The organism is Mycolicibacterium hodleri (assembly GCF_025822245.1).
Lineage (GTDB): Bacteria > Actinomycetota > Actinomycetes > Mycobacteriales > Mycobacteriaceae > Mycobacterium > Mycobacterium hodleri.
Map to the genome: position 1 here is coordinate 21,433 of NZ_JACKTL010000050.1, position 23,674 is coordinate 45,106.

General features: G+C 69.0%; 23 protein-coding genes. 13 read left to right on the forward strand and 10 right to left on the reverse strand.

Features of this window, described 5'->3' with window-relative positions; all coding sequences use genetic code 11:
• Positions 1–145: 145 nt before the first annotated feature.
• The 9 genes from H7J06_RS20990 (at position 146) to H7J06_RS21030 (ending at position 10,383) form a co-directional block, all read left to right on the forward strand.
• Positions 146–1,660 carry an amino acid permease gene (locus tag H7J06_RS20990; RefSeq protein WP_264041019.1) on the forward strand — a complete coding sequence of 505 codons (1,515 nt, stop codon included), beginning with the start codon at positions 146–148 and terminating at the stop codon, positions 1,658–1,660.
• Positions 1,657–3,096, forward strand: coding sequence for an FGGY family carbohydrate kinase (locus H7J06_RS20995; protein ID WP_264041020.1), 1,440 nt, complete (start codon positions 1,657–1,659; stop codon positions 3,094–3,096). The genes H7J06_RS20990 and H7J06_RS20995 overlap by 4 nt, the downstream gene beginning before the upstream one ends.
• Positions 3,093–4,475 carry an NAD(P)/FAD-dependent oxidoreductase gene (locus H7J06_RS21000; RefSeq protein WP_264041021.1) on the forward strand — a complete coding sequence of 461 codons (1,383 nt, stop codon included), beginning with the start codon at positions 3,093–3,095 and terminating at the stop codon, positions 4,473–4,475. The genes H7J06_RS20995 and H7J06_RS21000 overlap by 4 nt, the downstream gene beginning before the upstream one ends.
• A complete protein-coding gene (locus H7J06_RS21005) occupies positions 4,472–5,707 on the forward strand; it encodes an NAD(P)/FAD-dependent oxidoreductase (RefSeq protein ID WP_264041022.1) in 1,236 nt (411 codons plus the stop codon). The genes H7J06_RS21000 and H7J06_RS21005 overlap by 4 nt, the downstream gene beginning before the upstream one ends.
• Before the next feature lie 14 nt (positions 5,708–5,721).
• Positions 5,722–6,015, forward strand: a complete 294-nt coding sequence (locus H7J06_RS21010) for a putative quinol monooxygenase (protein WP_264041023.1) — start codon at positions 5,722–5,724, stop codon at positions 6,013–6,015.
• Positions 6,016–6,187: 172 nt separating this feature from the next.
• Positions 6,188–6,889, forward strand: a complete 702-nt coding sequence (locus H7J06_RS21015) for a Crp/Fnr family transcriptional regulator (protein WP_264041024.1) — start codon at positions 6,188–6,190, stop codon at positions 6,887–6,889.
• A gap of 98 nt (positions 6,890–6,987) precedes the next feature.
• Positions 6,988–7,893, forward strand: a complete 906-nt coding sequence (locus H7J06_RS21020) for an alpha/beta fold hydrolase (protein WP_264041025.1) — start codon at positions 6,988–6,990, stop codon at positions 7,891–7,893.
• A 109-nt stretch (positions 7,894–8,002) separates the two neighbouring features.
• Positions 8,003–9,139 carry a ferredoxin reductase gene (locus tag H7J06_RS21025; RefSeq protein ID WP_264041027.1) on the forward strand — a complete coding sequence of 379 codons (1,137 nt, stop codon included), beginning with the start codon at positions 8,003–8,005 and terminating at the stop codon, positions 9,137–9,139.
• A gap of 8 nt (positions 9,140–9,147) precedes the next feature.
• Positions 9,148–10,383 carry a fatty acid desaturase family protein gene (locus tag H7J06_RS21030; protein WP_264041029.1) on the forward strand — a complete coding sequence of 412 codons (1,236 nt, stop codon included), beginning with the start codon at positions 9,148–9,150 and terminating at the stop codon, positions 10,381–10,383.
• A gap of 63 nt (positions 10,384–10,446) precedes the next feature.
• On the opposite strand, the gene H7J06_RS21035 is transcribed toward H7J06_RS21030, so the two are convergent.
• Together H7J06_RS21035 and H7J06_RS21040 are read right to left on the reverse strand one after the other, a co-directional pair.
• Positions 10,447–10,728 (reverse strand): GlsB/YeaQ/YmgE family stress response membrane protein, encoded by a 282-nt coding sequence (locus tag H7J06_RS21035; RefSeq protein WP_264041030.1) that lies wholly within the window; start codon positions 10,726–10,728, stop codon positions 10,447–10,449.
• A gap of 129 nt (positions 10,729–10,857) precedes the next feature.
• Positions 10,858–11,628 (reverse strand): SDR family NAD(P)-dependent oxidoreductase, encoded by a 771-nt coding sequence (locus tag H7J06_RS21040; protein ID WP_264041031.1) that lies wholly within the window; start codon positions 11,626–11,628, stop codon positions 10,858–10,860.
• Between the two features lie 101 nt (positions 11,629–11,729).
• Here H7J06_RS21040 and H7J06_RS21045 point away from each other — a divergent pair, with 101 nt between their 5' ends.
• Both H7J06_RS21045 and H7J06_RS21050 read left to right on the forward strand, forming a co-directional pair.
• Complete coding sequence (locus tag H7J06_RS21045; RefSeq protein WP_264041032.1) at positions 11,730–12,119, forward strand: hypothetical protein; 390 nt, start codon at positions 11,730–11,732, stop codon at positions 12,117–12,119.
• Between the two features lie 12 nt (positions 12,120–12,131).
• On the forward strand, positions 12,132–13,460 hold the full coding sequence (locus H7J06_RS21050) for an NtaA/DmoA family FMN-dependent monooxygenase (protein WP_264041033.1): 1,329 nt from the start codon (positions 12,132–12,134) through the stop codon (positions 13,458–13,460).
• Here the strand turns inward: H7J06_RS21050 and H7J06_RS21055 are convergent.
• From H7J06_RS21055 to H7J06_RS21080, 6 genes are read right to left on the reverse strand one after another with little or no spacing between them, the layout of a single operon-like run.
• Positions 13,447–13,806: a hypothetical protein gene (locus H7J06_RS21055; protein ID WP_264041034.1), complete on the reverse strand. Its 360-nt coding sequence runs from the start codon at positions 13,804–13,806 to the stop codon at positions 13,447–13,449. The two genes, H7J06_RS21050 and H7J06_RS21055, sit on opposite strands and share 14 nt — an antisense overlap.
• A gap of 52 nt (positions 13,807–13,858) precedes the next feature.
• Positions 13,859–14,686 carry an alpha/beta fold hydrolase gene (locus H7J06_RS21060; protein ID WP_264041037.1) on the reverse strand — a complete coding sequence of 276 codons (828 nt, stop codon included), beginning with the start codon at positions 14,684–14,686 and terminating at the stop codon, positions 13,859–13,861.
• Positions 14,679–15,281, reverse strand: a complete 603-nt coding sequence (locus H7J06_RS21065; RefSeq protein WP_264041038.1) for a TetR family transcriptional regulator — start codon at positions 15,279–15,281, stop codon at positions 14,679–14,681. Before H7J06_RS21065 ends, H7J06_RS21060 begins: the two co-directional genes overlap by 8 nt.
• A 1-nt stretch (position 15,282) precedes the next feature.
• Complete coding sequence (locus tag H7J06_RS21070) at positions 15,283–17,070, reverse strand: N-acyl-D-amino-acid deacylase family protein (protein WP_264041040.1); 1,788 nt, start codon at positions 17,068–17,070, stop codon at positions 15,283–15,285.
• A 47-nt stretch (positions 17,071–17,117) separates the two neighbouring features.
• Positions 17,118–18,275, reverse strand: coding sequence for a fatty acid desaturase family protein (locus H7J06_RS21075; RefSeq protein ID WP_264041042.1), 1,158 nt, complete (start codon positions 18,273–18,275; stop codon positions 17,118–17,120).
• 17 nt (positions 18,276–18,292) lie between these two features.
• Positions 18,293–19,384 carry a ferredoxin reductase gene (locus tag H7J06_RS21080; protein WP_264041044.1) on the reverse strand — a complete coding sequence of 364 codons (1,092 nt, stop codon included), beginning with the start codon at positions 19,382–19,384 and terminating at the stop codon, positions 18,293–18,295.
• 84 nt (positions 19,385–19,468) lie between these two features.
• Between H7J06_RS21080 and H7J06_RS21085 the strand changes: the two genes are divergently transcribed.
• Complete coding sequence (locus H7J06_RS21085) at positions 19,469–20,659, forward strand: PucR family transcriptional regulator (RefSeq protein ID WP_264041046.1); 1,191 nt, start codon at positions 19,469–19,471, stop codon at positions 20,657–20,659.
• Positions 20,656–21,243 (forward strand): DUF998 domain-containing protein, encoded by a 588-nt coding sequence (locus H7J06_RS21090; RefSeq protein WP_264041048.1) that lies wholly within the window; start codon positions 20,656–20,658, stop codon positions 21,241–21,243. The genes H7J06_RS21085 and H7J06_RS21090 overlap by 4 nt, the downstream gene beginning before the upstream one ends.
• Positions 21,244–21,271: 28 nt before the next feature.
• Here H7J06_RS21090 and H7J06_RS21095 read toward each other — a convergent pair whose 3' ends face one another.
• Both H7J06_RS21095 and H7J06_RS21100 read right to left on the reverse strand, forming a co-directional pair.
• Positions 21,272–22,141 carry a cutinase family protein gene (locus tag H7J06_RS21095; protein ID WP_275079699.1) on the reverse strand — a complete coding sequence of 290 codons (870 nt, stop codon included), beginning with the start codon at positions 22,139–22,141 and terminating at the stop codon, positions 21,272–21,274.
• Between the two features lie 69 nt (positions 22,142–22,210).
• Positions 22,211–23,674 carry a protein adenylyltransferase SelO gene (locus tag H7J06_RS21100; RefSeq protein ID WP_264041050.1) on the reverse strand — a complete coding sequence of 488 codons (1,464 nt, stop codon included), beginning with the start codon at positions 23,672–23,674 and terminating at the stop codon, positions 22,211–22,213.

Consider the following 23,674-nt stretch of genomic DNA (forward strand, 5'->3'; position numbering starts at 1 on the left):
AGGGTAGCTCCGGGCCACCGGCCGGGTGACCGCTTGGTCTAGTCCACTGGCGTGTTAACAGTCGATGTCCGGGGTTGACGGCACGCGACCCCACTCCCATACTTTGGTTCAACCGCATGGTCTATACCATCTTGGAGGAGCCCCCATGAGCGATCCGAAGCCAGTCCCCCGAGGCGGGGGTGACGAGGCCGAACTGGCGCAGTTCGGTTACAAGCAGTCGATGGAGCGCCACACCGGGAAGTTCACGTCCTTCGCGGTGGCGTTCGCCTTCGTCTCCATCGCGACGGGCATCTTCACCACCTACGGCGCGGTGCTGAACTCCTCGGGTCCCGTCGGAATCTGGACGTGGCCCATCGCGGTCGTGGGCCAGCTCGCCGTGGCCTTCGTCCTGGGCACCATCGCCTCGCGGATGCCCGTGACCGGCTATGCGTACCAATGGATGTCGCGGCTGGCCAACCCGATCCTGGGCTGGATCATCGGATGGATCTCCTTCACCTTCCTGGCCATCGTCGTCGTCGCGGTCGACTACACGATCGCCTCGACCGTGCTTCCGGTGCTGCTGAACTACGAGGGCACGGCGGCCGTCACCTGGGGCGTGACCGCGCTGGTGCTCCTGCTGCAAGCGGTGCTGCTGGCGTTGTCCACCAAGTGGACCGAGCGCGTGAACAACGGCGCGGTGTCCCTCGAACTCGTCGGCATGGTCACGCTGACGGTGCTGCTGCTGGTGGTCGCGGCCGTCCGCGGCGACATGGATGGCGCCAATCTGTTCAGCAAGGGAGCCGTTGCGCCAGAGGGGTTCTGGAGCTTTGGCGACTGGACGTCAGCCGGCCCGTGGATGCTGGGCTTCCTGCTCGGCGCCTTCACGATCGTCGGGTTCGAGTCCGCTGCCAACCTCGCCGAGGAGACCAACGACCCGGAGCGCGTGGTGCCGCGGGCCATGTGTCAGGCCGTCATCGCCTCCGGCGTACTGGGTTTCGTGTTCCTCGTCGCCGTGACGCTGGCCGCGGGAGATCCCGTCGCCCTCGCCGAGTCCGGAACCCCGATCGCCGACGTCATCCACGACACCCTCGGGTCGGTGGTCAGCACCCTGCTTCTGCTCATGGTCGTCATCGCCATCTTCGCGTGCGGGCTGGTCATCATGATGACGGGAGTTCGCTTGACGTGGGCCATGTCTCGCGACGAGCGCTTCCCCGGCTGGCAGCAGTGGAGTCACATATCGCCGCGGTTCCACACGCCGTTCAAGGCGACGGTGCTGTTCGTCCTGCTCGCCGAGCTGATTCTGGCCATCTTCTCGCAGTCCGAAGACGCCCTGTTCACGCTGTTCGGCGCCGCCACGCTGCTGCCCGCGATCATCTACGCCGCGACGGTGGTGCTGTATCTGGTCAAGCGCAAGAATCTGCCCGTCAACGGCAAGTTCGACCTGGGCGCCTGGGAGAAGCCGATTCTGGTCGTCGCCGTGGTCTGGCTGGTCTTCGAACTCGCGCTCTTCCGCGACGCCAGCTTCAAGGACGCCTGGCTCTATGTCATCGTGATGGTCGTGATCGGTGCGGTGTACCTCGGCTATCTGCTCGCCCGCCGCGGGCGGGACGGCCTGGCCATGCCCGATCAGCACTCGATCGACGCGGTCCTCGACCACGAGGCGGGCGCACACCACCCATGAGCCACGTGTTGGCCGTCGACCAGGGGACCTCGGGCACCAAGGCGATCGTCGTCGACGACGCCGGTCGGGTGGTGTCGATCGCGGAGGTCGCGCTACGCCCCCGGTATCTGCCGGGGGGAGGGGTCGAGCAGGACCCCGAGGCCCTCTGGGACTCGGTGGTCGACGCGGGACGACGTGCCCTGGCCGAGGCGGGGGTGCCCGTCGCCGCGGTGGCGCTGGCCAACCAGGGTGAGACCGTGCTCGCCTGGGACCGCACGACCGGCCGTCCGCTGACCCCCGCGATCGTCTGGCAGGACCGCAGGGCGGAGACCGTCTGCGCGGCCCTCGCCGCCACGGCCGACGACGTCGCCCGGCAGACCGGTCTGGTGCTTGACCCGTACTTCTCCGCGCCGAAGATGGCGTGGATCCGGGCCAACCTGACCCGCGCCGGCGTCGTCACGACCACCGACACCTGGCTGGTGCACCGGCTCTGCGGCGCCTTCGTCACCGACGCCTCGACTGCCAGCCGGTCGCTTCTGCTCGACCTGGACTCGGCGACGTGGAGCCGCGGGCTGCTGGACGTCTTCGGCCTGGCCGACGAGCCACTGCCCGAGATCGTCGCCTGTGATCAGATCGTCGGTGAGACAACGGCATTCGGTGACACCCCGATACCCGTCGCCGGCCTCGTCGTCGACCAGCAGGCGGCCCTGCTCGCCGAAGCCTGCCTGGAGCCCGGGGCGGCCAAGTGCACGTACGGCACCGGTGCGTTCCTGCTCGCCCAGCTCGGCGACGACGCGGTCCGGTCGACGGCGGGGCTCACCACCTCGGTTGCCTGGACGCTGCGCGACCGGACGTCCTACTGCGCCGACGGACAGGTGTACACCGCGGCTTCGGCGGTGCGGTGGGCCGTCGACCTCGGTCTGATTCCGGCCGCCGACCAGCTCGACGCGGTGTCGGCGAGCGACTCCGCCGGTGTCCTCTGCGTGCCCGCCCTGGCCGGTCTGGCCGCACCGTGGTGGGACGCCCAGGCAGGAGCGTCCTTCACCGGGATGAGGCTCAGCAGCGGCCGGGGTCACCTGGTCCGGGCACTGCTCGAGGGCGTCGCCGCGCAGGTCGCATGTCTCGCCGAGCTGGTCGCCCAGGACATGGGGCGACCGTTGACGCGGCTGCGGGTCGACGGCGGGCTGACGCGCTCCGCGGCGCTGATGCAGGCCCAAGCCGACCTCGCCCGGATCCCCGTCGAGGTCTACCCGTCCGCGCACGCCACCCCGCTGGGCGCCGCGGCGTGTGCGCGGCTGGCGCTCGACCCGGCGCTGAGACCGGCCGACGTCGTCGGCACGTGGACGCCGGAACACACCTACGAGCCCCTGTGGTCAGACGAGCGCGCCGCCGAGTACCTGGCCCGCTGGCGGCAGGCCGCCGACGCCGTTCGTACCCCGAGTGAGGATCAATCATGAACACCCCCAACGGCACTCGCGACGTCGTCGTCGTCGGAGCCGGCATCGTCGGCAGTGCCATCGCCCGCGACCTCGGCGCCACCGGGCTGAGGGTGACGCTCGTCGACGGACGCGACGACGTGGGCGACGGCACCAGCAAGGCCAACACCGCGTTGCTGCACACCGGCTTCGACGCCACGCCGGGAACGTTGGAGTCGCGCCTGGTCGCCCGCGGCTACGACCTGCTCGGCGAGTACGCCGAGCGGGTGGGCATCCCCGTCGAACGCACCGGCGCCTTGCTGGTGGCGTGGACCGACGAGGAACGCGACGCCCTGCCGAAGCTGAAGGACAAGGCCGAACGCAACGGCTACCACGCCTGCGAGATCGTCGCGGGCGACGAGGTCTACCGTCGCGTGCCCGACCTCGGCCCCGGCGCCCTGGCCGGCCTCACCGTGCCCGGTGAGTCGATCATCTGCAGCTGGACCACCAACCTGGCGCTGGCGACCGAGGCCGTGCGGCGCGGCGTCGAACTGCGCCGGGGCACGACGGTCACCGACGTCGTCCGCCACGACGGGCACAGCACCGTCGTCACCTCTCGCGGAGAGATCCACGCGCGGTGGGTGGTCAACGCCGCGGGGCTCGGCGCCGACCAGCTCGACGGACGGTTTGGCTACGACCGCTTCACGGTCACCCCGCGGCGCGGTGAACTTCTGGTGTTCGACAAGCTCACCCGACCGATGGTGCCGTGCATCGTGCTGGCCGTGCCCTCGTCGCGCGGCAAGGGCGTGCTCGTCAGCCCCACCATCTACGGCAACGTCATGGTGGGGCCGACGTCGGAGAATCTGACCGACCGCACCGCCACCGGCACCTCCGAGGAGGGCTTCGAATTCCTGCTGAGCAAGGGCCGCGCGCTGATGCCGACCCTGTTCGACGAGGAGGTCACCGCGGCCTACGCGGGCCTGCGGGCCGCGATCGACCACGACGACTACCTGGTCGACGTCGACCACGACCAGCGGTACGTCCTGGTCGGTGGCATCCGCTCGACGGGACTGACCGCGGGAATGGCCGTGGCAGAACACCTTCTGGACCTCTTGGCCGACACCGACCTGGACCTGACGCCGCGCGAGGCGCTGCCGCCCGCGCCCCGGATGCCGAACATCGGCGAGGCGAGCACCCGGCCGTACCAGGACGCCGACCGGATCGCCGCCGACCAGGAGTACGGCCGCATCGTGTGCTTCTGCGAACGGGTCACCGCCGGTGAGATCCGCGACGCGTTCGACTCGACCATCCCTCCACGTGACCTCGACGGCCTCCGCCGCCGCACGCGGGTGATGAACGGACGCTGCCAGGGCTTCTACTGCGGCGCGCACACCCAGGCGCTGCTCGAGGCCGCGCTGTGAGGGTGGCGGTCGCCGTCGTCGGCGGCGGGCCGTCCGGTCTGACCGCGGCCGCGGCCCTGGCCCCGATGGTCGACGGCGAGGTGCTGGTGCTCGAACGCGAGGCTCATACCGGCGGAATCCCCAGGCACAGCGACCATCTCGGCTACGGGATGCGGGATCTCAAGCGTTTCGTCTCGGGCCCGACCTACGCCCGCCGACTGACGGCCACCGCGCGCGACGCCGGTGTGCGGCTGGAGACCGAGGCCATGGTCACCGGGTGGGGTGGCGAGCGCACCCTCGAGGTCACCTCGCCGCGCGGTCGCCGGATCGTCGAGGCCGACGCCGTCGTCCTGGCCACCGGCGCCAGGGAACGACCCCGTCCAGCCAGGATGATCCCCGGCGACCGGCCCGACGGGATCTACACCACCGGGCAGCTGCAGAACCTCGTCCACGTTCAGCACGCGGCGGTGGGCAGCCGCGCCGTCGTCGTCGGCGCCGAACTGGTCAGCTGGTCGGCGGTGCTGACCCTGCGCGAATCCGGTTGTGCGACGGTCGCAATGGTCAGCGCCCACCCGCATTCGGAGTCCTACGCGGCCTTCCGGATTCCCGGCCGTGCGCTTCTGCGCGGCCCGGTCCTGACGCGCAGCCGCGTGGTGAGCATCGACGGCAAGCGCCGGGTCCGGTCGGTGACCGTGGAGAACGTCGACACCGGCGCGCGCTCGACGGTCGACTGCGACACCGTCGTCACCACCGGCGACTGGATCCCCGACCACGAGCTCGCCCGCACCGCAGGTCTCGCGATGGACTCCGCCACGCGCGGACCCGTCGTCGACGCGAGCCTGCGGACCAGCACGCCGGGAGTGTTCGCGGTGGGAAACCTGGTGCACCCGGTCGACACCGCCGACGCAGCTGCCCTCGACGGCCGCCACGTGGCGCCCCGGGTTCGGGACTGGCTCGCCGGGAGACGCGCGGAGCGGACGGGTATCCGCATCCGAAGCCGGGCGCCGTTGCGTTGGGTCACACCGCAACTCGTCACCCCGGGCGGCGGGGTGGCCCCGCGCGGGGACCTGTTGTTCTGGGTCGACGAGTACCACCGCACCCCGCGGCTGCGGGCCGTCCAGGGCGGTCGCACGATCGGGGCGACGCGAACACCATGGCCGGCCGCGCCGGGGCGGATCTATCGGGCACCATGGTCACTGGTGTCCGATGCCGACCCGTCGGGTGGCGACGTCACCATCGAGCTGGTCCTCTAGTCAGGAGATCGTCAATGTCCGTCACCGTCATGCTCGAGCTGCGATTCAAGCCCGAATCAGTAGCCGAGGCGCGCGAGGTGTTCACCCGCGAGCTCGCCAAGACCCGCAGCTTCGCGGGCGCCCAGGTCATCGACGTCCTCGTCGACGAAACCGACGAGGCGCACTGGATCATCTACGAGGTCTGGGAGACCGTCGCCGACGACGAGGCCTATCGCGCCTTCCGCGCGGGTGACGGCAAGATCACCGATCTGCCGCCGCTGCTGGCCGCGCCGCCGGTCAAGACCCGCTACGTCACCACCGACGTCTGACACCCGCGCGAGTGGCCACTTGCCGAACGCTTCCCCGTCGACTGCGTGCAGTAGGTGGCCACTCGGCGGGTCGACATGGCTCTAGGTGCTTTACAAACCCGGTCGTCACCGCCACGCTCACAGGCATGTGCGCGCACACCGAGAGATGCAACCCCCGTCGCCCGAGGCCGGCATGAAGTCGTCCGTCGATCCCGGCAACGTCGAGGACATCCTCGCCCGTTCCGGAATCGTCCAGGGTGTCGAACCCGGCGCGGTCGCCGCCCTCGCGAGTCAGCTTCACCCCGTTGACTTCCCGCGAGGGCACACGATCTTCGTCGAGGGCGAGCCCGGTGACCGGCTGTACATCATCGTCTCGGGCAAGGTGAAGATCGTTCGCAGCGCTCCGGACGGCCGCGAGAATCTGCTCACCATCCTCGGCCCGTCCGACATGTTCGGGGAGCTGGCGATCTTCGATCCCGGTCCGCGGACCTCCAGCGTCACCACGGTCACGCAGGTGCGTGCGGTCTCGATGGATCGCGAGGCGCTGCGCACCTGGATCGCGGGCCGCCCCGAGATCGCCGAGCAGCTGCTGCGCGTGCTCGCCCGCCGTCTGCGTCGCACCAACAACAACCTCGGCGACCTCATCTTCACGGACGTGCCCGGGCGCGTCGCCAAGCAGCTGCTGCAGCTGGTGCAACGCTTCGGGGCGCAGGAGGGCAACGCGCTGCGCGTCACCCACGATCTGACGCAGGAGGAGATCGCCCAGCTGGTCGGCGCGTCGCGCGAGACGGTCAACAAGGCGCTCGCCGACTTCAGCCAGCGCGGCTGGATCCGCGTGGAGGGCAAGAGTGTGTTGATCCTCGATCCGGAGCGGTTGGCGAAAAGAGCCCGCTAGACCGTGCGTTGACGGTTCCGGTTCGATCGGCCATGCTCGAAGTTACTGGCGAGTAGTGGCGCTCACTTGATGATCGAACCGAAGCGGAGAGATCGACCATGAACGACGTGAAGTTCCTCAACCTGCACGGTGACCGGGTTGCCTATCGAGACGAGGGCAGCGGCGAGGTCCTGCTCCTGATCCACGGCATGGCGGGTAGTTCGGACGCCTGGCGCGAGTTGATTCCGCGCCTGGCCAAGAACTACCGCGTGGTGGCGCCCGATCTGCTGGGCCACGGCCAGACGGTCAAGCCCCGCGGCGACTACTCACTCGGCGCGTTCGCCGTGTCGCTGCGCGACCTGCTCGACGAGCTGGGCATCGCCCAGGCGACGATCGTGGGGCACTCCCTCGGCGGCGGAGTGGCGATGCAGTTCCTCTACCAACACCCGGACTACTGCGAGCGCCTGATCCTGATCAGCAGTGGCGGTCTGGGCTCCGACGTCGGCCTGATCCTGCGGCTGCTGTCCGCGCCGGGCGCCGAGTTCGTGCTGCCCGTCATCGCGCCGTCACCAGTTCTCAAGGCGGGCAACAAGATTGGCTCGTGGTTCACCGCGTCGGGCATGCGTAATCCGCGCGCGAGCGAGATCTGGCGGGCCTATTCGTCGTTCTCCGACCGCCCGACCCGGGACGCCTTCCTGCGCACTCTGCGGTCGGTGGTCGACTACCGCGGCCAGGCGGTGAGCGCGCTCAACCGCTTGCACGTGCGCGCCGAGTTGCCGACGCTGGCCATCTGGGGTGAGGACGACCAGATCATTCCCGTCGAGCACGGCCACGCGGCGATGGCGGCGCGGCCCGGCGGTCGACTGGAGGTGTTGCCCGGCGTCGGGCACTTCGCGCACGTCGAGGCTCCCAACGAGGTCGCCGACATCATCGACGACTTCATGCGGTCGACGAAGCACGACACCGGCGTCGACCTCGAGGTCGAGGTCGTGAATCCGCCGACCATTACGGATTCGGGCAAATAGGCCCGAAGTTCGCCGCAGTCGGGTTGACTTTGGTTACCGGTGGGTATTGGGTGTACAGGTGTTCACCAACTGAGCGCCGCTGTTCCATCGACGGATCCCGAGGTGCACCATGGCTCTGAACTTGCGCGACCTGGTCCGCTGGACCGAGAAGCCCGCCCGCAACGTGGAGGCGGGCACCGGGTCGCCGACGAACCTGCTCCGCGGCCTCGCGGCCCGGGCGACGACACCGCTGCTGCCGGACGACTACCTGACGCTGCTCAATCCACTGTGGTCGGCGCGTGAACTCCGCGGCGAGGTCGTTGACGTGCAGAAGGAGACCGAAGACACCGCGACCGTGACCATCCGGCCGGGGTGGGGTTTCTCCGGTGAGTACCAACCCGGTCAGTACGTCGGAATCGGATTGAGCATCGACGGCAAGTGGCACTGGCGGTCCTACTCGCTGACGTCGGTTCCGGTCCGCGACAAGAAGCTCATCTCGATCACGGTCAAGGCCACGCCCGAGGGTTTCCTGTCAACCCACTTGGTGAACGGTGTGGAGTCCGGAACGATCGTTCGCTTGGCGTCACCCAAGGGTGACTTCGCCCTGCCGGATCCGCCGCCTGCAAAGTTGTTGTTGGTGACCGCAGGCAGCGGAATCACCCCCGTGATGGCGATGCTGCGGTCGATGGCTCAGCGTGGGCAGACCTCCGACGTCGTCCACATTCATTCGGCGCCGTCGGCCAAGGACGTCATCTTCCGCGACGAACTGCAGGAACTCGACCGCGGGCCGTCGACCTACGAGCTGCTTCTTCAGCTGACCGGGGAGATGGGTCATCTGGACTTCGAGGCGGAGCTCGACCGGTTGGTACCGGACTGGAAGGACAGACCGACCTGGGCGTGCGGGCCGCCCGCGATGCTCGACACGCTCGAGAAGGTGTGGGCCGACGCCGGTGTGCCGGAGGACCGCCTGCACATGGAGCGCTTCGTCATCGCCCGCACCGACAAGGGAGGCGAGGGCGGCACGGTCACCTTCGCGATCTCCGACAAGACGATCGAGGTGGACGGCGCCACCTCCCTCTTGGAGGCCGGCGAAAAGCTCGGCATCCAAATGCCGTTCGGGTGCCGCATGGGCATCTGCCAAACCTGCGTGCTGCCATTGGAATCCGGCCACGTGCGTGACTTTCGATCGGGCAACGAACACGGGGAGGGCGATCGCATCCAGACCTGCATCTCCGCGGCATCCGGTGACTGCACCCTCAACATCTAGGAGTCGACATGGCCATCAGTGACATCAAGGAATACGCCCACCTGACGCCCGAGGACGTCGAGGAACTCGGACGCGAGCTCGACGCGATCAGGGCCGACATCGAGGAATCTCGGGGCGCGCGCGACGCACAGTACATCCGAAAGACCATCCAGCTGCAGCGAGGATTGGCCGCCTTCGGGCGAATCGCGTTGTTCGCCAGCCGCGACAAGCTCGCCTGGACCGCGGGCACCGCTGCTCTCGCCACCGCGAAGATCATCGAGAACATGGAGTTGGGCCACAACATCACCCACGGCCAGTGGGATTGGATGAACGACCCGGAGATTCACTCCACCGAATGGGAGTGGGACACCACCTCGCCCACCCAGCACTGGAAGAAGTCGCACAACTTCATCCACCACAAGTACACCAACATCGTGGGCCTGGACGACGACATCGGTTACGGCATCATGCGTCTCACGCGCGACCAGCGCTGGGAGAAGTGGATGATCGGCAACCCGATCTACAACATTTTGCTCGGCACGCTCTTCGAGTGGGGCGTGGCCCTGCACGGGGTGGAGACCACCAAGTGGCGCAAGGGCGAGAAGTCGATGGCCGAGGTGCGCAAGGACCTCAAGATCATCGGCAAGAAGGTCGGCAAGCAGGTCGGCAAGGACTACGTGGTGTTCCCGGCGCTCACCGGGCCGGCGTGGAAGCACACGCTTGGCGCCAACGCGGTGGCGAACCTGATCCGCAACTACTGGTCCTACATGGTGATCTTCTGCGGCCACTTCCCCGACGGCGCAGAGAAGTTCACGCAGGAGGAGTTCGAGAACGAGACGCAGGCCGAGTGGTACCTGCGCCAGATGCTCGGGTCGGCGAACTTCAAGGCCGGTCCGGTGATGGCCTTCATGAGCGGCAACCTCTGCTACCAGATCGAGCACCACATGTTCCCCGATCTGCCAAGCAACCGGTACGCCGAGATCTCCGAACGCGTTCAGGCCCTGTGCGACAAGTACGACCTGCCGTACACGACCGGCCCGCTGCTGCGGCAGTACGGCCAGTCGTTCTGGACGATCCTGAAGCTCGCACTGCCCAACAGGTTCTTGAAGGGCACACCCGACGACGCGCCGGAGACCAACTCCGAGTTGAAGTTCCGGATCCGTGGCGGCATGCGCGACACCTTCGGCATCGATCCGGAGACCGGCCGCCGACGAGGCCTGCGGACGGCACTGCGCGAGATGCAGAAGGACAAGGTGGCGGCTTAGCCACACCGACGACGACGATCGGCCCCGGCGACGCTGCCGGGGTCGATCGTCGCGTCGTGGGGATTACCGGGTGCGGGTGGTGCTGCGGCCGCCGACCCGGCTCCAGATCAGGATCACGATGATCGAGCCGATGATCGAGCCGATGATGCCCGACGGCTGCAGGAAGCCGTGGGCGGCGTCCTTGCCGAACAGCAGGTAGCCGAGGAAGCCGCCGACGAACGAGCCGACGATGCCGAGAGCGATGGTCATGACGACGGACATGCTCTGCTTGCCGGGGATGAGCAGTCGGGCGACCGCTCCGGCGATGAGTCCGACGACGATGATGCTGACGATGAGTCCGAGCATGGTGTGAGCCTTTCCGATTGGCACCCCGTGGGGCGCTTGCTCCGGGAGGTCGAGCGAGTGCCCGACGCTGACACCAGTCCACCCTCCCTAGGGCTGCCTCGGTACACCCCTAGGGAGGTAATCTCGGCCCTAGGTGATCGTCACCCCGCCGTCGACGGCGATGGTCTGCCCGGTGACGTAGCCGGCGGCCGGTGAGGCCAGCCACACCAGCGTCGCGGCCAGCTCGGCGGGATCGCCCATCCGCGGCAGCACGAACCGCTCGCTCAACGACTCGAGGTAGTCGGGCTTGTACTGGTCGGTCATCTCCGACTTGAAGAACCCGGGCGCGATGGCGTTGACCCGGATGCCCTTGCGAGATCCCCACTGCTGAGCCAGGTCTCGGGTCAAGCCGACGATTGCCGCCTTGCTGGCGCTGTAGGCGGCCTGCGGGAGCCCGGCGGTCGTCAGACCAAGGATGCTGGAGATGTTGACGATCGAACTGCCCGGCTGCATGACCTTGGCGCACGCCTGCGCCGCCCAGTACGACCCGTGCAGGTTGACGTCGACGACCGCGCGGAACTCCTCGGGCGTCTCGCGAGTGGCCGGCACCGCGGTGCCGATCCCGGCGTTGTTGACCAGCACGTCGACGTGGCCGAACTCGGCCATGGCGGCGTCGACCATGGCCTGACACTGGTCCGGGTCGGTGACGTCGGTCTGCACGGTCAGCACCCGCCTGCCCGCCGCGGACACCAGATCGGCTGTCGCGCCCAGCTTGTCGGCTCGCCGGGCGGCGAGCACCACGTCGGCACCGGCCTGAGCGCATGCCTCGGCGAACGCCACGCCGAGGCCGGACGAGGCGCCGGTGACGATGGCAACCTTGCCCTCGAGGGTGAACATCTTCATCACGTTCGCGTCAGCCATGGTTGCTTTCTACCCTGTCGGCCGGCGGTCACCGAACCCGCCACCGCGCTCGATCGAGCAAAGGGCGGTGCGACGTCGTGGTCTGGAAGTAAACTTCCACCATGCAACCGTCGGTGCCGATGAGCGAGGTCGGGGTCGGTGGCTGGATGTTCACCGTCGCCTCCGTCGTGGCCCTGCTGGCCGCCGGGGTCGCCGTCCGGACGGGTCGGCGCTTACTGCGCAGGTCCACCCCCGAGCTCGTCGTGCTGTTGAACGAGTCGGCGGCGTTCTACAGCCGTTGGCCGGAGGACCGGCTGTGGGCGGTCCCCGCCGCCGAATTGGCCGGCGAAGTGGCCAGATGTCGGCGCGTCGTCGAACTGCTGGAATCCCGGAGCGGCGCGGCGACGAGTGCGTCCCGTGGCGCCGTCGACGGTCTGCACGCGTGGATTGCGCTGTTGGGCAAGCGAATCGACAAACCCGTGAACTTGCCCTCGGGTGCGGCATACGCCTAGCGTGTTGGCCTGATGAGCCCACGACCGCTGCACTTCAACGCCTTCATCTGGCCCAACGGGTATCACGAATCGGCCTGGCGTCTCGCCCACGACGACGTCCGGAACGTGCTGGGGTTGCCGTACTACGCCGACATCGCCCGGACCGCCGAGCGGGGGCTGCTGGACTCGATCTTCCTGGCCGACAACATCGCCATCGCCGACTACCGCGCCACGCATCTGCCCCAGGTCCAGTTCGACCCCATCTCGGTGCTGTCGGCGCTGGCCGCGAGCACCGAGCACATCGGGCTGATCGGCACGGGGTCGACGACGTACAACGAGCCGTGGGAGCTGGCTCGCCGGTTCGCCACGCTGGATCACCTCAGCGGTGGACGGGCCGGCTGGAACATCGTCACGACCGTCACGCCACTGGCCGCAGCCAACTTTGGCAAGGGCGACCATCCCGATCACGCCGACCGGTATGCCCGCGCAAGTGAGTTCGTCGAGGTGGCCGCCCGGGTGTGGGACAGCTGGGCCGACGACGCGATCGTCGGCGACCGGGAGGGCGGGGTCTGGGCCGACCGCAGCAAGCTGCACGCCCCCCGCTTTCACGGACGCTACTACGACGTCGAGGGCATCCAGCCGTTCCCCCGCTCGCCCCAGGGCCGGCCCGTCCTCGTCCAGGCCGGCCAATCGGGGGCCGGAGTCGAGCTGGCCGCCCGTCACGCCGACATGGCGTTCTCCGGGCCGCCGTCGTTGGAGGCGGCGGTGGCCTTCCGCGCCGATCTGCACGCCAAGGCCGCGGCCCTGGGCCGCGATCCCGACCAGGTGCTGGTGCTGCCCGCACTGATGGTCACCCTTGGCGGCACCGAAGCCGAAGCCCAGGCTCGTGCGCAGCGGTTGGAGGAGCTGTCGAGCAGTGACTTTCGGTGGCAGAACGCGCTCTACACGGCGGGATTGGATCCCGACGGCTTCGACCCCGACGTTCCTTTGCCGGCGTCGCTCTGGAGGGACCCGTCCGTGTCCACCAGGACCGACCAGCTCTACGCCGCGGCCCGGGCCCAGCCGGATGCGCCGTTGCGGGAGGTGGCCCAGCGGGTCCGCGGCGGTGCCGGGCACACGCACTTCGTCGGTACCCCGGAGCAACTTGCCGAGCACGTGCTCACGTGGCAGGACGCCGGCGCGGTGGACGGCTTCACCATCATGGGGTCGACGCTCCCGCACGAGCTGACCACGTTCGTCGACCACGTCGTCCCGATCCTGCAGCGCCGCAACCGGTTCCGCAGCGAGTATGCCGGCACCACGCTGCGCGACCATCTCGGATTGGCGAGGCCAAGCGCCCCGTCCCGAGCTACAGCGGGATGACCGACTCGCTGTTGAGGAACCGCCAGAGACGGCGGCACGTCGCGCCGATCCGTCGGCGCGACGGATGGTGGGACAACGCGTCGACGAGTTCCTGGTCGGCGATCACGTAGCCACCGTCCAACCGGCGCCACCACCCGGCCAGCGACAGCTCGATCGCGGCCATCGTGCTGACCCGGCCGTGCGCCAGGGTGTCGAGGCTTTCGTCGGAGACGAAGTTCGCCCGGGTGGTGTGGGCGAGGTGGTCGACCACCCGGACGTGAATCTCGAGGGCGGCGGGCGAGAGGACCGCCCGCGCCGTGTCGGCGCGCAGCGCCGCGACCTCCGAGAAGACCGACTTGTCGTCCATGCCCACACTCTATCCGCAACACGGACGTAACAAGGCTTTTACATGGGGACGCTCAGCTCGAGACGCGGTCGACGATCAGGTCGGCCAGCAGGTCCGGTTGCTCCTCGGGCACCCAGTGCGAACCGCCGGCGATCTCGAATCGGTAGGGACCCGACACGCAGCGCGCGCACATCGTGGCGCCTCGCCTGCCGAGCGCGGTGTCGCCGGTGGTCCACACGTAGGTCGTCGGCGCGGCGACCTTCCTGGCGTACCTGGGGCTCGCGAACGGCATCGCGCGGTACCAGTTCAGGCTCGGGGTCAGCGCTCCAGAGTCGACGACTTCGGTTCGTACCGTGGCGATCTGCTGCGGCGTCATCCCGGTGCCGCCCAGCATTCGGGCCAGCAACCGCGGACGGCGGCACGCGAACTCCGGCAGCCACGGCAGCTGGAACAGCCCGATGTAGTACGAGCGCAGGATCTGACTGCTGATCGGCATGGAGCCCAGGAATGCCCTCGGATGCGGTACCGAGACCGCCGTGAGCGTGCGGACCACCTCGGGGCGACCGGCCGCCGTCGACCAGGCGACCGCGGCGCCCCAGTCGTGCCCCACCAGGTGCACCGGGGCGCCCGTCGCCTCGGCGAGGGCCGCCACGTCGGAGACCAGCCGGCTCATCCGGTAGGCGCGGCGACCCCGGGGCCGGGCGGTCGGGGCGTAGCCGCGCTGGTCGAACGCCAACGTCCGGTACCCGCTGGCGTGGAGCCGTTCGCGCACCGCGCGCCACGACGTGGAGGTCTGCGGAAACCCGTGCAGCAGCACGACGACGTCGCCGTCGACCGGTCCCTCGTCGGTGACGGCGAAGGTCAGGCCGTCGTTGGCGAACTGGCGGATGCGTTCAGTCATCGTTCCTCGGGTGGTTCGCAGTGAGCAGCGACAGCAGCAGCGGGATGCGGCCCGCCTCGAGCTCCGGCTGGGGCAGGACGCGACGGACGATCGCCGCCCCGTCGAAGGAGTTGGTCAGCAATGCCACGACGGCGGCGAGTGCGCCCTCGGGATACTGGTCGGCCGTGGGCAGGGTGCGCGCGGTGTCGAAGATTCGGGAGCTGTACTCCTTCAGCACCTCCTGCAGTGTGCCACTGAGCCTTTCGTCGGTGCGGGCCGCGACCAGGAGCTCGTACATCACCACGTTGGTGTCGTTGCCGGTGATGTCGCGCAGCGCGTGCAGGACCCCCTCGAGAGGGGGTTGGGTGGCCGGGATCTCGGCGACCAGCTTGCCGAATGCGTCGAGCTGGCGGCGCATCACCTCGTGGGCCGTCGCCGCCATGAAGTCGCCCATGGTGTCGAAGTGGCGAAACAGCGCCCCGCCCGACAGCCCGGCGCGTGCGGTGATCACCGCCGCCGACGCCCTGGCGTAACCGACGTCGACGATCGTGGCGATGCTCGCGTCGAGCAGGCGCGCGACGGTCTCTTCGCGACGCTCCCGCTGGGTCCTTGCCACGTCAGGCGGGTGCGGCGGCGACGGTTGGCCGAGCCGCACCCGCGGCCCGCAGGAACCGACCGGACTTGGCGGTCCGACCATAACCCTCCTGGAATTCTCCACTGCGGTAGACGATCTGGCCGTTGACCGCCGTGGCCACGACGGCGGCGTCGTTGCGGTTGACCATGCGGCTCAGCCCGCCGTAGAACGACACCGGAGCTTCGTGGTAGCCGTCGACGTCGTCGAGACCAGCCGGGTCGACGACGACGAAGTTGGCGGCGTCGCCTTCGCGCAGCCGGCCGGCGTCGAGGCCGAACCAGTCGGCGACCTCGCCGGTCAGGCGGTGTACGGCGTGTTCGAGGGTCATGAAGGGTCGACCGGCTCGGTCGGCGACGAGCACGCGCTTGAGCAACCGCAGGGCGTAGTTGTAGAACGCCATGTTGCGCAGGTGTGCACCGGCATCCGAGAAGCCCATGTGCACCGTCGGCTCGACGGCCAGCTTGTCGAGCTGGCGCTGACGATGGTTGGCGACGGTGGTCGTCCAGCGGACGTTGCGCTCCCCGTTCTCGACGAGCACGTCGAGGAAGGCGTCCAACGGATGCAGTCCACGCATCTCGGCGATCGCCCCGAAGCTCTTGCCGACCAGCGTCTGGTCCGGGCATTCGACGATCACCGCGTCGTGGAAGTCGCGGTGCCACAACGTCGGACCGAGCTTCTTGCGGTCGAACTCACGCCGGAACTCGCGGCGATACTCGACGTCGGCGAGCAGTTCGTTGCGCTCCAACTGGTCGCGCAGGTGCAGCGCCGCGGTCCCGGCACCGAACTCCTCGAACACCGGCAGGTCGATGCCGTCGGAGTACAACTCGAACGGGACGGGCAGGTGCTGGAACCGGACGCTGGCGCCGAGTACCCGATTCAGCAACCGGGTGCCCCTGCCGAAGACGCCGACCGCGCCAGGCGCCGCCTTGGAGTCGGCGGAGACCAGCAGGCTCATCCGCACGCCGTCGCGACGGCCGAACATCCGGCTGCTGGATAGGAAGAACAACAGTGCCGTCCACGGGCGCGCCACGTCGGGTGCGCTCTGTAACATCCTGCGACGCTTGCGAAGTACCGCAATGAGTGCGCGGCGCTCCCGCCAGGTCGCGAAGGTCGACGGCAATCCGCGGGACCGGTAGCGGTCGCCGTCGAGCTTGTCGATTGCCGAGTCCATGCCCGACATGCCGAGCAGGCCCGCGTCGAGCGCCTCGGCGAGCTTGGCGGTCATGGCGTTCAGTTCCGTCGGCGTCGGCCGAGTCGTGTCGTCGGTGGCGCGGCCGAGGCCGAGCACCGAGGTGCGCAGGTCCGAGTGCCCGATCAACGAGCTCACGTTCGGACCCAGCGGCAGGGCGTCGAGGGCGTCGACGTATTCGGCCGCAGTCGTCCAGGTCTTCTTGTCGTTCAACGCGCCGAGCACGAACTCGCGCGGTACGGCTTCGACCCGGCTGAACAGGTCGGCCGCATCCTCGTTGGTCGCGTACACCGCGGACAACGAGCAGTTGCCGAGCAGGACGGTCGTCACGCCGTGCCGGACGGACTCGCGCAGGCCGGGGTCGAGGAGCACCTCGGCGTCGTAGTGGGTGTGCACGTCGATGAAGCCAGGAAGGACCCACTTGCCCTCGGCGTCGACCACGTCGGGACAACCCGTCTCGTCGAGCGGTTGGTCGGACACCGAGGCGACGACGTCGCCGCGAATGCCGAGATTCCTCGTGCGCGGCGGGGCGCCGGTGCCGTCGAACCACAATCCGTTGCGCACGATCACGTCATAGGGCATGTGATGCACGCTACAGAAGATTGCGAGTGCTTACAATCTTTTTCTCGCTAGGCGGCCTTGAGCTCGGGACGCTCGGCGACGGCGGCGGGCCGACGACGGCGGCGCAACAGATCGGTCACCTTGAAGTCGTTGGGCAGCGAGAGCTTGAAGACCGTCTTCCACGCCGAGCCGACCTGCCGCGGCAGCGAACCGGTGGTGTAGGTCAGGCCGTAGCGCTCGAACACGTCCTGGATCTTGGGCGCGATCTCCTGATACCGATTGCTGGGCAGATCGGGGAACAGGTGGTGTTCGATCTGGAACGAAAGGTTGCCGGACATGAAGTGCAGCAACCGACTTCCGGAGATGTTGGCCGAGCCGAGCATCTGACGCAGGTACCACTCGCCGCGGGTCTCGCCGTCGATGGAGTGCTTCTCGAAGGTCTGCACGCCCTCGGGGAAGTGACCGCACATGATGACCGAGTGGGTCCACAGGTTGCGCACCAGGTTGGCCGTCAGATTGGCGGTCAGCGTGGGCAGGGCCGACGGGCCCGACAGCAGCGGGTGCAGCAGGTAGTCGCGGGTGGCCTGCTTGCGGATCTTGGCGAGCACCCGCTTGGCCTTGCCCTGGAACTCCGCCTTGTCGGTGCGGCCCTTGAGGTACTTGCCGATCTGCAGGTCGTAGGCGGCGATGCCGTATTCGATGACGCAGGCGTTGATGAAGTTCCACAGCGGCTGGGCGACGTAGAAGGGCACCCACTTCTGGTTCTCGTCGACGCGCATGATGCCGTAGCCGAGGTCGTGGTCCTTGCCGCGAACGTTGGTGTAGGTGTGGTGCACCTCGTTGTGCGAGTGCTTCCACATCTCGGCGGGGGAGGCGTTGTCCCACTCCCACGTCGTGGAGTGAATCTTGCTGTCGCGCATCCAGTCCCACTGGCCGTGCATGACGTTGTGCCCGATCTCCATGTTCTCGACGATCTTGGAGATCGACAGCCCGACGGTGCCGACGAACCAGGCGGGCGGGAACAGCGAGAACAGCAGGACGGCGCGGCTGCCCAGTTCGAGCTTGCGTTGACCGTCGATCACCTTGCGGATGTAGGCGGCGTCGCGCTCGCCGCGGCTGGCGATGATCTGCTCGCGAATCGCGTCGAGCTCGCGGCCGAGGTTCTCGACGTCCTCGGCGGTGAGGTGCGCGGTGGTGGGGTTCATGTCGATCTGAGCAGTGGTCATGGTGGTCTCCTGGTGGATTAGAGATCGATGTCGCACGAGCCCGCGGCGGCGGAGACGCAGGTCTGGATTTGGACGTTGTCGCCGGGTGCGGCGGAGGTGACGTCACCGGTGCGCAGGTCGCGCACGGCGCCTTGGCGGAGCGGGACGACGCAGCCGAAGCAGACGCCCATCCGGCAGCCCGACGGCATGAGGACACCCGCGGCCTCGCCGGCGTCGAGCAGGGTCTCGGCGCTGCCGGCGTCGACCACGGTGCCGGACTTGGAGAAGGTCACCTCGCCACCGTCACCCTCGGTGATGATGACCGGGCGGAAGCGCTCGGTGTGCAGTCGATCGGCGATCCCGTCGGCGGCCCACCGGGATTCGAGGGCGTCGAGCATGCCCGCCGGCCCGCACGCCCAGGTCTGCCGGTCGGCGAGGTCGTCGACCAGGTGATGCAGGGTTGCGACGTCGAGCATGCCGTCGACGTCGGTGTGCTTCTCCACCAACCGGATTCGCCCCTGGCGCTCCAGCTGTCGGAGTTCGCCGCCAAAGATGACGTCGTCGGCGGTCGGCGCCGAGTGCACGACGACGACGTCTGAACCCGTGTCGGTCATGTTGCGCAGCATCCCCATCACGGGGGTGACGCCACTGCCCGCGGTGAGGAAGAGGATCTTGGGTGGCGCCTGCTCGCCGAGGGTGAATTCGCCGGCGGCCTGGTCGAGTTGGACGACGGTGCCGGGTCGCGCCCGGCGGACGATGTGATTGCTGACCTTGCCGTCCGGAATCGCCTTCACGGTGATGGCGATGCAGCCGTCCCGCCGAGACGTCTCGGAGGTCAGTGAGTAAGCGCGCCACTGGCGAATGCCGTCGACGTCGATCCCGATGCGGACGTACTGACCGGGCGTGTGACCCAGCCACCCACGACCGGGCTTGATCACCACGGAGACGGCGTCACGAGTCTCGGGATGGATGGCGACGATGCGGCCGCGCAGGTCCGCACTCGAGCGCAGGGGATCGATGACGTCGAGGTAGTCGGCGGGGACCAGCGGCGTGGTCACGCGTTCGGCGAACTTGATGACCCGGGCCCGCAGCGCGCCGACGGCGGTCGGTAGAGGTGCTGTCGTCGTCATTACCCCACTCTGGCTGAGGTGCAGGTATAAAGTCTTGAATGTCAGGTGTGAATACTCACCATCAATTTGTTCGCAGGGAACAGTTTGTCTGAATCGGCGGTCCGCTTCACCGGTCTCGACCTCTCCGACGAGATGGCCGAGGCGCTTCGGGCCGTCCTGCCGCGGATGGCCGAGCGCACGGTGACCGCGGTGACGGTGGAGGTTCCCAGCTACACGCGCGCCTTCAGTGGCCCAATGGGCCAGACCATCGAGAACGCCGTGCAGATGGCCCTCGGCGCCTTCCTGCGGTTGGCCGTGCGCTCGCACGACTCCGACCCGAGCGCGACGCTGACCCCCGCCCTGGACGGGGCCTACGAACTCGGGCGCGGGGAGGCCCGTCAGGGCCGCACCATGGACGCGCTGCTCTCGGCGTACCGGGTCGGCGCGCGGGTGGCGTGGCGCGAGCTGTCGTCCACGGCCGTCGCCGCCGGGCTGGACGCCGAGACCGTCGCCCGCTTCGCCGAGTTGGTGTTCGCGTTCATCGACGAACTCTCGGCCTCCAGCGTCGCCGGACACACCGACGAATTGGCGACCACCGGTCGGGTCCGCCAGCGATATCTCGACAGGCTGGCCAAGCAGCTGATCGCCGGAGCTCCCGTCGACGTGGTGACGGCCAGCGCCGAGGAGGCGGACTGGCACCCACCGGACACCCTGACCGCAATCCTGGTCGCCGAGGCCCAGACCCGCGGATTGGCGGCCCGATTCGGACAGTCGACGCTGCAGTTGAGCGAGGACCTGCCCGGCGTCGAGCCCGCGGAATCACTTGCGGTGCTTCTGGTTCCGGACCTGGACGGCAGGTACCGCGGGCAGCTGCGGTCGGCGCTACAGGGTCGCCGAGCGGTGGTGGGCCCGGCGCGGCCGTGGGCATTCGTCGAGTCGTCCTATCGGCGTGCGCTGCGCGCCAGGCAGCTGGCGGTCGACGAGGAGATCGTCGACACCGAGGAGCACCTGGTCGAGTTGGTCCTGACCGCCGACCGCGACGCCGCCGCCGACCTTCGCCGCCACGCCCTGGCGCCGCTGGCCGACCTGCGGCCCACCACCGCGGACCGCCTGGCCGAGACGTTGCGATCGTGGCTTCTGCACCGGGGGCAGCGCGACGCCGTCGCCGCCGAACTCTTCGTCCACGCGCAGACGGTGCGCTACCGCATGACGCAACTCCGTGAGCTCTACGGAGACCGGCTCGACGACCCCCAGATGATCCTGGAACTGACCGTCGCCCTCGGGGTGTCGCAGTGACAACCCGGATCGCCGCCGCGTGCTGGGCCGTCGCCGGCGTGGCCTACCTGGGGTTGGAGGCGATCACCGCCGCGGCCCATCCGGGATACCGCTACGCGACGAACTTCATCAGCGACCTCGGCAGGCCCGATTCCCCGCTGAGCCCTCTGATGAACACGGCGTTCGTCGTGCAGGGCACGCTGTTCCTCGCGGCGGCGCTGGCGCTGACCCGCACCAGACGCGGCCCCGGCAGGGGCGTCTTCGTGGCATGCGCCGCGGCCAACGCGGTCGGCAACGTCGTCGTCGCGATGGTGCCCAGTGGCGGCGCGGGGATCGCCTGGGTTCACGTGTCGGCCGCGACGGTCGCCATCGTCGGAGGCAATGCCGCCATCCTCGCCGGGTATCGGTTGGTGAGCGAATCCCGTTGGTACCGATTGGTTTCCGCCGGGATCGCGGCACTGGGCCTGCTGGCCTTCGTCGTGCTCGCCGTCGGGGCGGTGACCGCCTCGACGGTGATCCTCCCTGGCGCGGTGTGGGAACGGACCTGCGTCTACACCATCATCGGCTGGCAGCTGCTGTCGGCGCTGCGCCTGCTCCGACGATGAAGCTCGCGGCGGTGAAAGCCGTTGCGGCTCAGGCGGGTGCGGGAGCAGGCGCCCCTGGGGCAGGAGCCGGAACGGCTACGGGCGCGGGAGCCGGAGCGGGCGCAGGTGCCGGAGCGGGAGCCGGCGGGAGGCCGGCGTCGGGTGCCGGTGGTGGTGGCGGCGGTGCGTCCGCCGGCGGTGGTGGCGGCGCTGCGGGAACGGGATACCCGAGCTTGCCGACGACGTAGTCGGCCGCCTGGTCCACCCGACCGTCGGGGACGTAGGCGTTGTGGAGGGAGAAGTCGCCGCCGTCGGAACAGATCGGGTCCCCGGGCACGCACGAGTCGAGGGTCTTGCCCGCGTACTTCGGGCCGATCACGATGTCGGGCTGGTTGACGAAGTTCATGAAGCGCGGCGACGGCTTGCCGAAGAGGGCCACCGCGGCCACGTGGTCGGCCACGGCCGGCGGCAGCGGGCCCGTCACGCCGGAGTCCGCGGCGCCCGGTGGCACGACGTCGGCGGTGACGAACCCAGCCACGGCGGCGCCCTGAGAAAATCCGCCGAGCACGATCTTGGACTTCGGGCAGTTCGCCACGGTGGCCTGGATGTGGGCGGCGGCGTCGTTGATGCCGTCGACGGCCCTGGGGAAGTCGATGGTGGCCGGATAGTTCACCGCGTAGACGTCGAGCGACTTGCCTCCCAGCTTGGAGCGCAGCGAATCCGCGAAGGAGTCGCCCACGTACCCGAGGCCGACGGGCTCGCCGGTGCCGCGCGCGAAGACGAGGTCGACGTCGGAGCACCCCGGGTTGGAGGCGTTCGGCAGGGGTTCGGCGGACGCGCCGGGAGCAGTGCCGCTCACCAATGACCACGTCAGAGCCGCCACAGCACCAAGGACGGGGGTGAGGGAGCGCAAAGTCATGCTGCTAGTTTGCCTAATTTTCGCGGATGCAAACCCTCCGAATGCACGTGATCTTCACGACGTCGGGGGTCAGGTGCCGCAGAACGTTTGGTACGGACCGAAGTCGTCGGGGGCCGGGGTGGCGTACCGCTCGAGGTCGGCGCGTTCGTCGTAGGGCGACGCGACGGCCTCGAGAAGCCGGTTCAGCGGGCCGACGTCACCGGAAGTGGCTGCGGCCAGGGCTTCCTCGACAAGGTGGTTGCGCGGGACGTACACGGGGTTTACCCGGTCCATCGCCTCGGCGTCCGGGTCGAGGGCCCGCCACCTGGCCAGCCAGTCGTCGAACCCGGCCAGGTCGAGGAACAGCCCGCGGGCGGGTTCGGCGTCCCCGCGGGCGGCCGCGGCCAGGTGGCGGAAGAACGACGTGTAGTCGACCCGGCTCTGGGTAAGTTGGGCCAGCAGGTCCGTGGCCAGGGACGTCACCGTCGCGTCGTCCACGCCGGCGGCCACGCCGAGCTTGGCTCTCGCGCCCGAGGCCCAGGCGGCGTCGTAGGCGGCGGTGAACCTGCCGAGCGATTCCACCGCGACCTCCACGGCGCGCTGTTGGTCGTCGTCGATCAGCGGCAGAAGGGTTTCGGCGAAGCGGGCCAGGTTCCACTGCGCGACGATCGGCTGGTTGGCATACGCGTAGCGCCCCGCGTGGTCGATCGAGCTGTACACCGTCGCCGGGTCGTAGGCCTCCATGAAGGCACACGGTCCGTAGTCGATCGTCTCGCCCGAGATCGTCATGTTGTCGGTGTTCATCACCCCGTGGATGAAGCCGACGAGCATCCACTGCGCGACCAAGCCCGCCTGTGCGGCGACCACCGCGTCGAACAGGGCCAGATAGGGCTGCTCGGCGCCCGCCGCGGCGGGGTAGTGCCGGGCGATGGCATGGTCGGCGAGCCGGCGTACCAGGTCGAGGTCCCCGGAGGCGGCTGCGTATTGGAAGCTGCCGACGCGCAGATGGCTGCTGGCGACGCGGGCGAGGACGGCCCCTGGCAGGGCGGTCTCCCGCCACACCTCGGCCCCGGTCGCGACGACGGCCAGGGCGCGCGTAGTCGGGATGCCGAGGGCGTGCATCGACTCGCTGACGACGTACTCGCGCAGCATCGGGCCGACGGCCGCGAGTCCGTCGCCACCGCGGGCGAAGGGGGTGCGCCCGGAGCCCTTGAGATGAAGGTCGCGTCGTCGGCCGTCCGAGTCGGTGAGTTCGCCGAGCAGCAACGCACGGCCGTCGCCGAGACGTGGTGTGTACCCGCCGAATTGGTGTCCGGAGTACGCCTGGGCCACCGGCGTCACACCCTCGGGAACCTCGGCGCCGACCAGCAGCCGCAGACCAGCCGCGCTTCGGAGCCACGGCACGTCGAGACCCAGTTCGGCGGCCAGTGTTTCGTTGAGGGCCAGCAGGCGGGGCTCGGGTGCCTCGGCGGCCCGCCACGCGACGGCCATCTCCGGCAGGTCGCGGGCGAAGTGGCTGTCGTGGAGGACCGTGGTCGGCAGTGCTGTGCTCAC

Excerpts from the sequence above, each read along its gene's own strand:
- H7J06_RS21030 (WP_264041029.1), top strand. The coding sequence starts at position 9,148 with ATGGCCATCAGTGACATCAAGGAATACGCCCACCTGACGCCCGAGGAC.
- H7J06_RS21075 (WP_264041042.1), bottom strand. The coding sequence starts at position 18,275 with ATGACCACTGCTCAGATCGACATGAACCCCACCACCGCGCACCTCACC.
- H7J06_RS21015 (WP_264041024.1), top strand. The coding sequence starts at position 6,188 with ATGAAGTCGTCCGTCGATCCCGGCAACGTCGAGGACATCCTCGCCCGT.
- H7J06_RS21025 (WP_264041027.1), top strand. The coding sequence starts at position 8,003 with ATGGCTCTGAACTTGCGCGACCTGGTCCGCTGGACCGAGAAGCCCGCC.
- H7J06_RS21080 (WP_264041044.1), bottom strand. The coding sequence starts at position 19,384 with ATGACGACGACAGCACCTCTACCGACCGCCGTCGGCGCGCTGCGGGCC.
- H7J06_RS21070 (WP_264041040.1), bottom strand. The coding sequence starts at position 17,070 with ATGCCCTATGACGTGATCGTGCGCAACGGATTGTGGTTCGACGGCACC.
- H7J06_RS21035 (WP_264041030.1), bottom strand. The coding sequence starts at position 10,728 with ATGCTCGGACTCATCGTCAGCATCATCGTCGTCGGACTCATCGCCGGA.
- H7J06_RS21045 (WP_264041032.1), top strand. The coding sequence starts at position 11,730 with ATGCAACCGTCGGTGCCGATGAGCGAGGTCGGGGTCGGTGGCTGGATG.
- H7J06_RS21010 (WP_264041023.1), top strand. The coding sequence starts at position 5,722 with ATGTCCGTCACCGTCATGCTCGAGCTGCGATTCAAGCCCGAATCAGTA.
- H7J06_RS21020 (WP_264041025.1), top strand. The coding sequence starts at position 6,988 with ATGAACGACGTGAAGTTCCTCAACCTGCACGGTGACCGGGTTGCCTAT.
- H7J06_RS21050 (WP_264041033.1), top strand. The coding sequence starts at position 12,132 with ATGAGCCCACGACCGCTGCACTTCAACGCCTTCATCTGGCCCAACGGG.
- H7J06_RS21095 (WP_275079699.1), bottom strand. The coding sequence starts at position 22,141 with ATGACTTTGCGCTCCCTCACCCCCGTCCTTGGTGCTGTGGCGGCTCTG.
- H7J06_RS21060 (WP_264041037.1), bottom strand. The coding sequence starts at position 14,686 with ATGACTGAACGCATCCGCCAGTTCGCCAACGACGGCCTGACCTTCGCC.
- H7J06_RS20990 (WP_264041019.1), top strand. The coding sequence starts at position 146 with ATGAGCGATCCGAAGCCAGTCCCCCGAGGCGGGGGTGACGAGGCCGAA.
- H7J06_RS21055 (WP_264041034.1), bottom strand. The coding sequence starts at position 13,806 with ATGGACGACAAGTCGGTCTTCTCGGAGGTCGCGGCGCTGCGCGCCGAC.
- H7J06_RS21040 (WP_264041031.1), bottom strand. The coding sequence starts at position 11,628 with ATGGCTGACGCGAACGTGATGAAGATGTTCACCCTCGAGGGCAAGGTT.
- H7J06_RS21000 (WP_264041021.1), top strand. The coding sequence starts at position 3,093 with ATGAACACCCCCAACGGCACTCGCGACGTCGTCGTCGTCGGAGCCGGC.
- H7J06_RS20995 (WP_264041020.1), top strand. The coding sequence starts at position 1,657 with ATGAGCCACGTGTTGGCCGTCGACCAGGGGACCTCGGGCACCAAGGCG.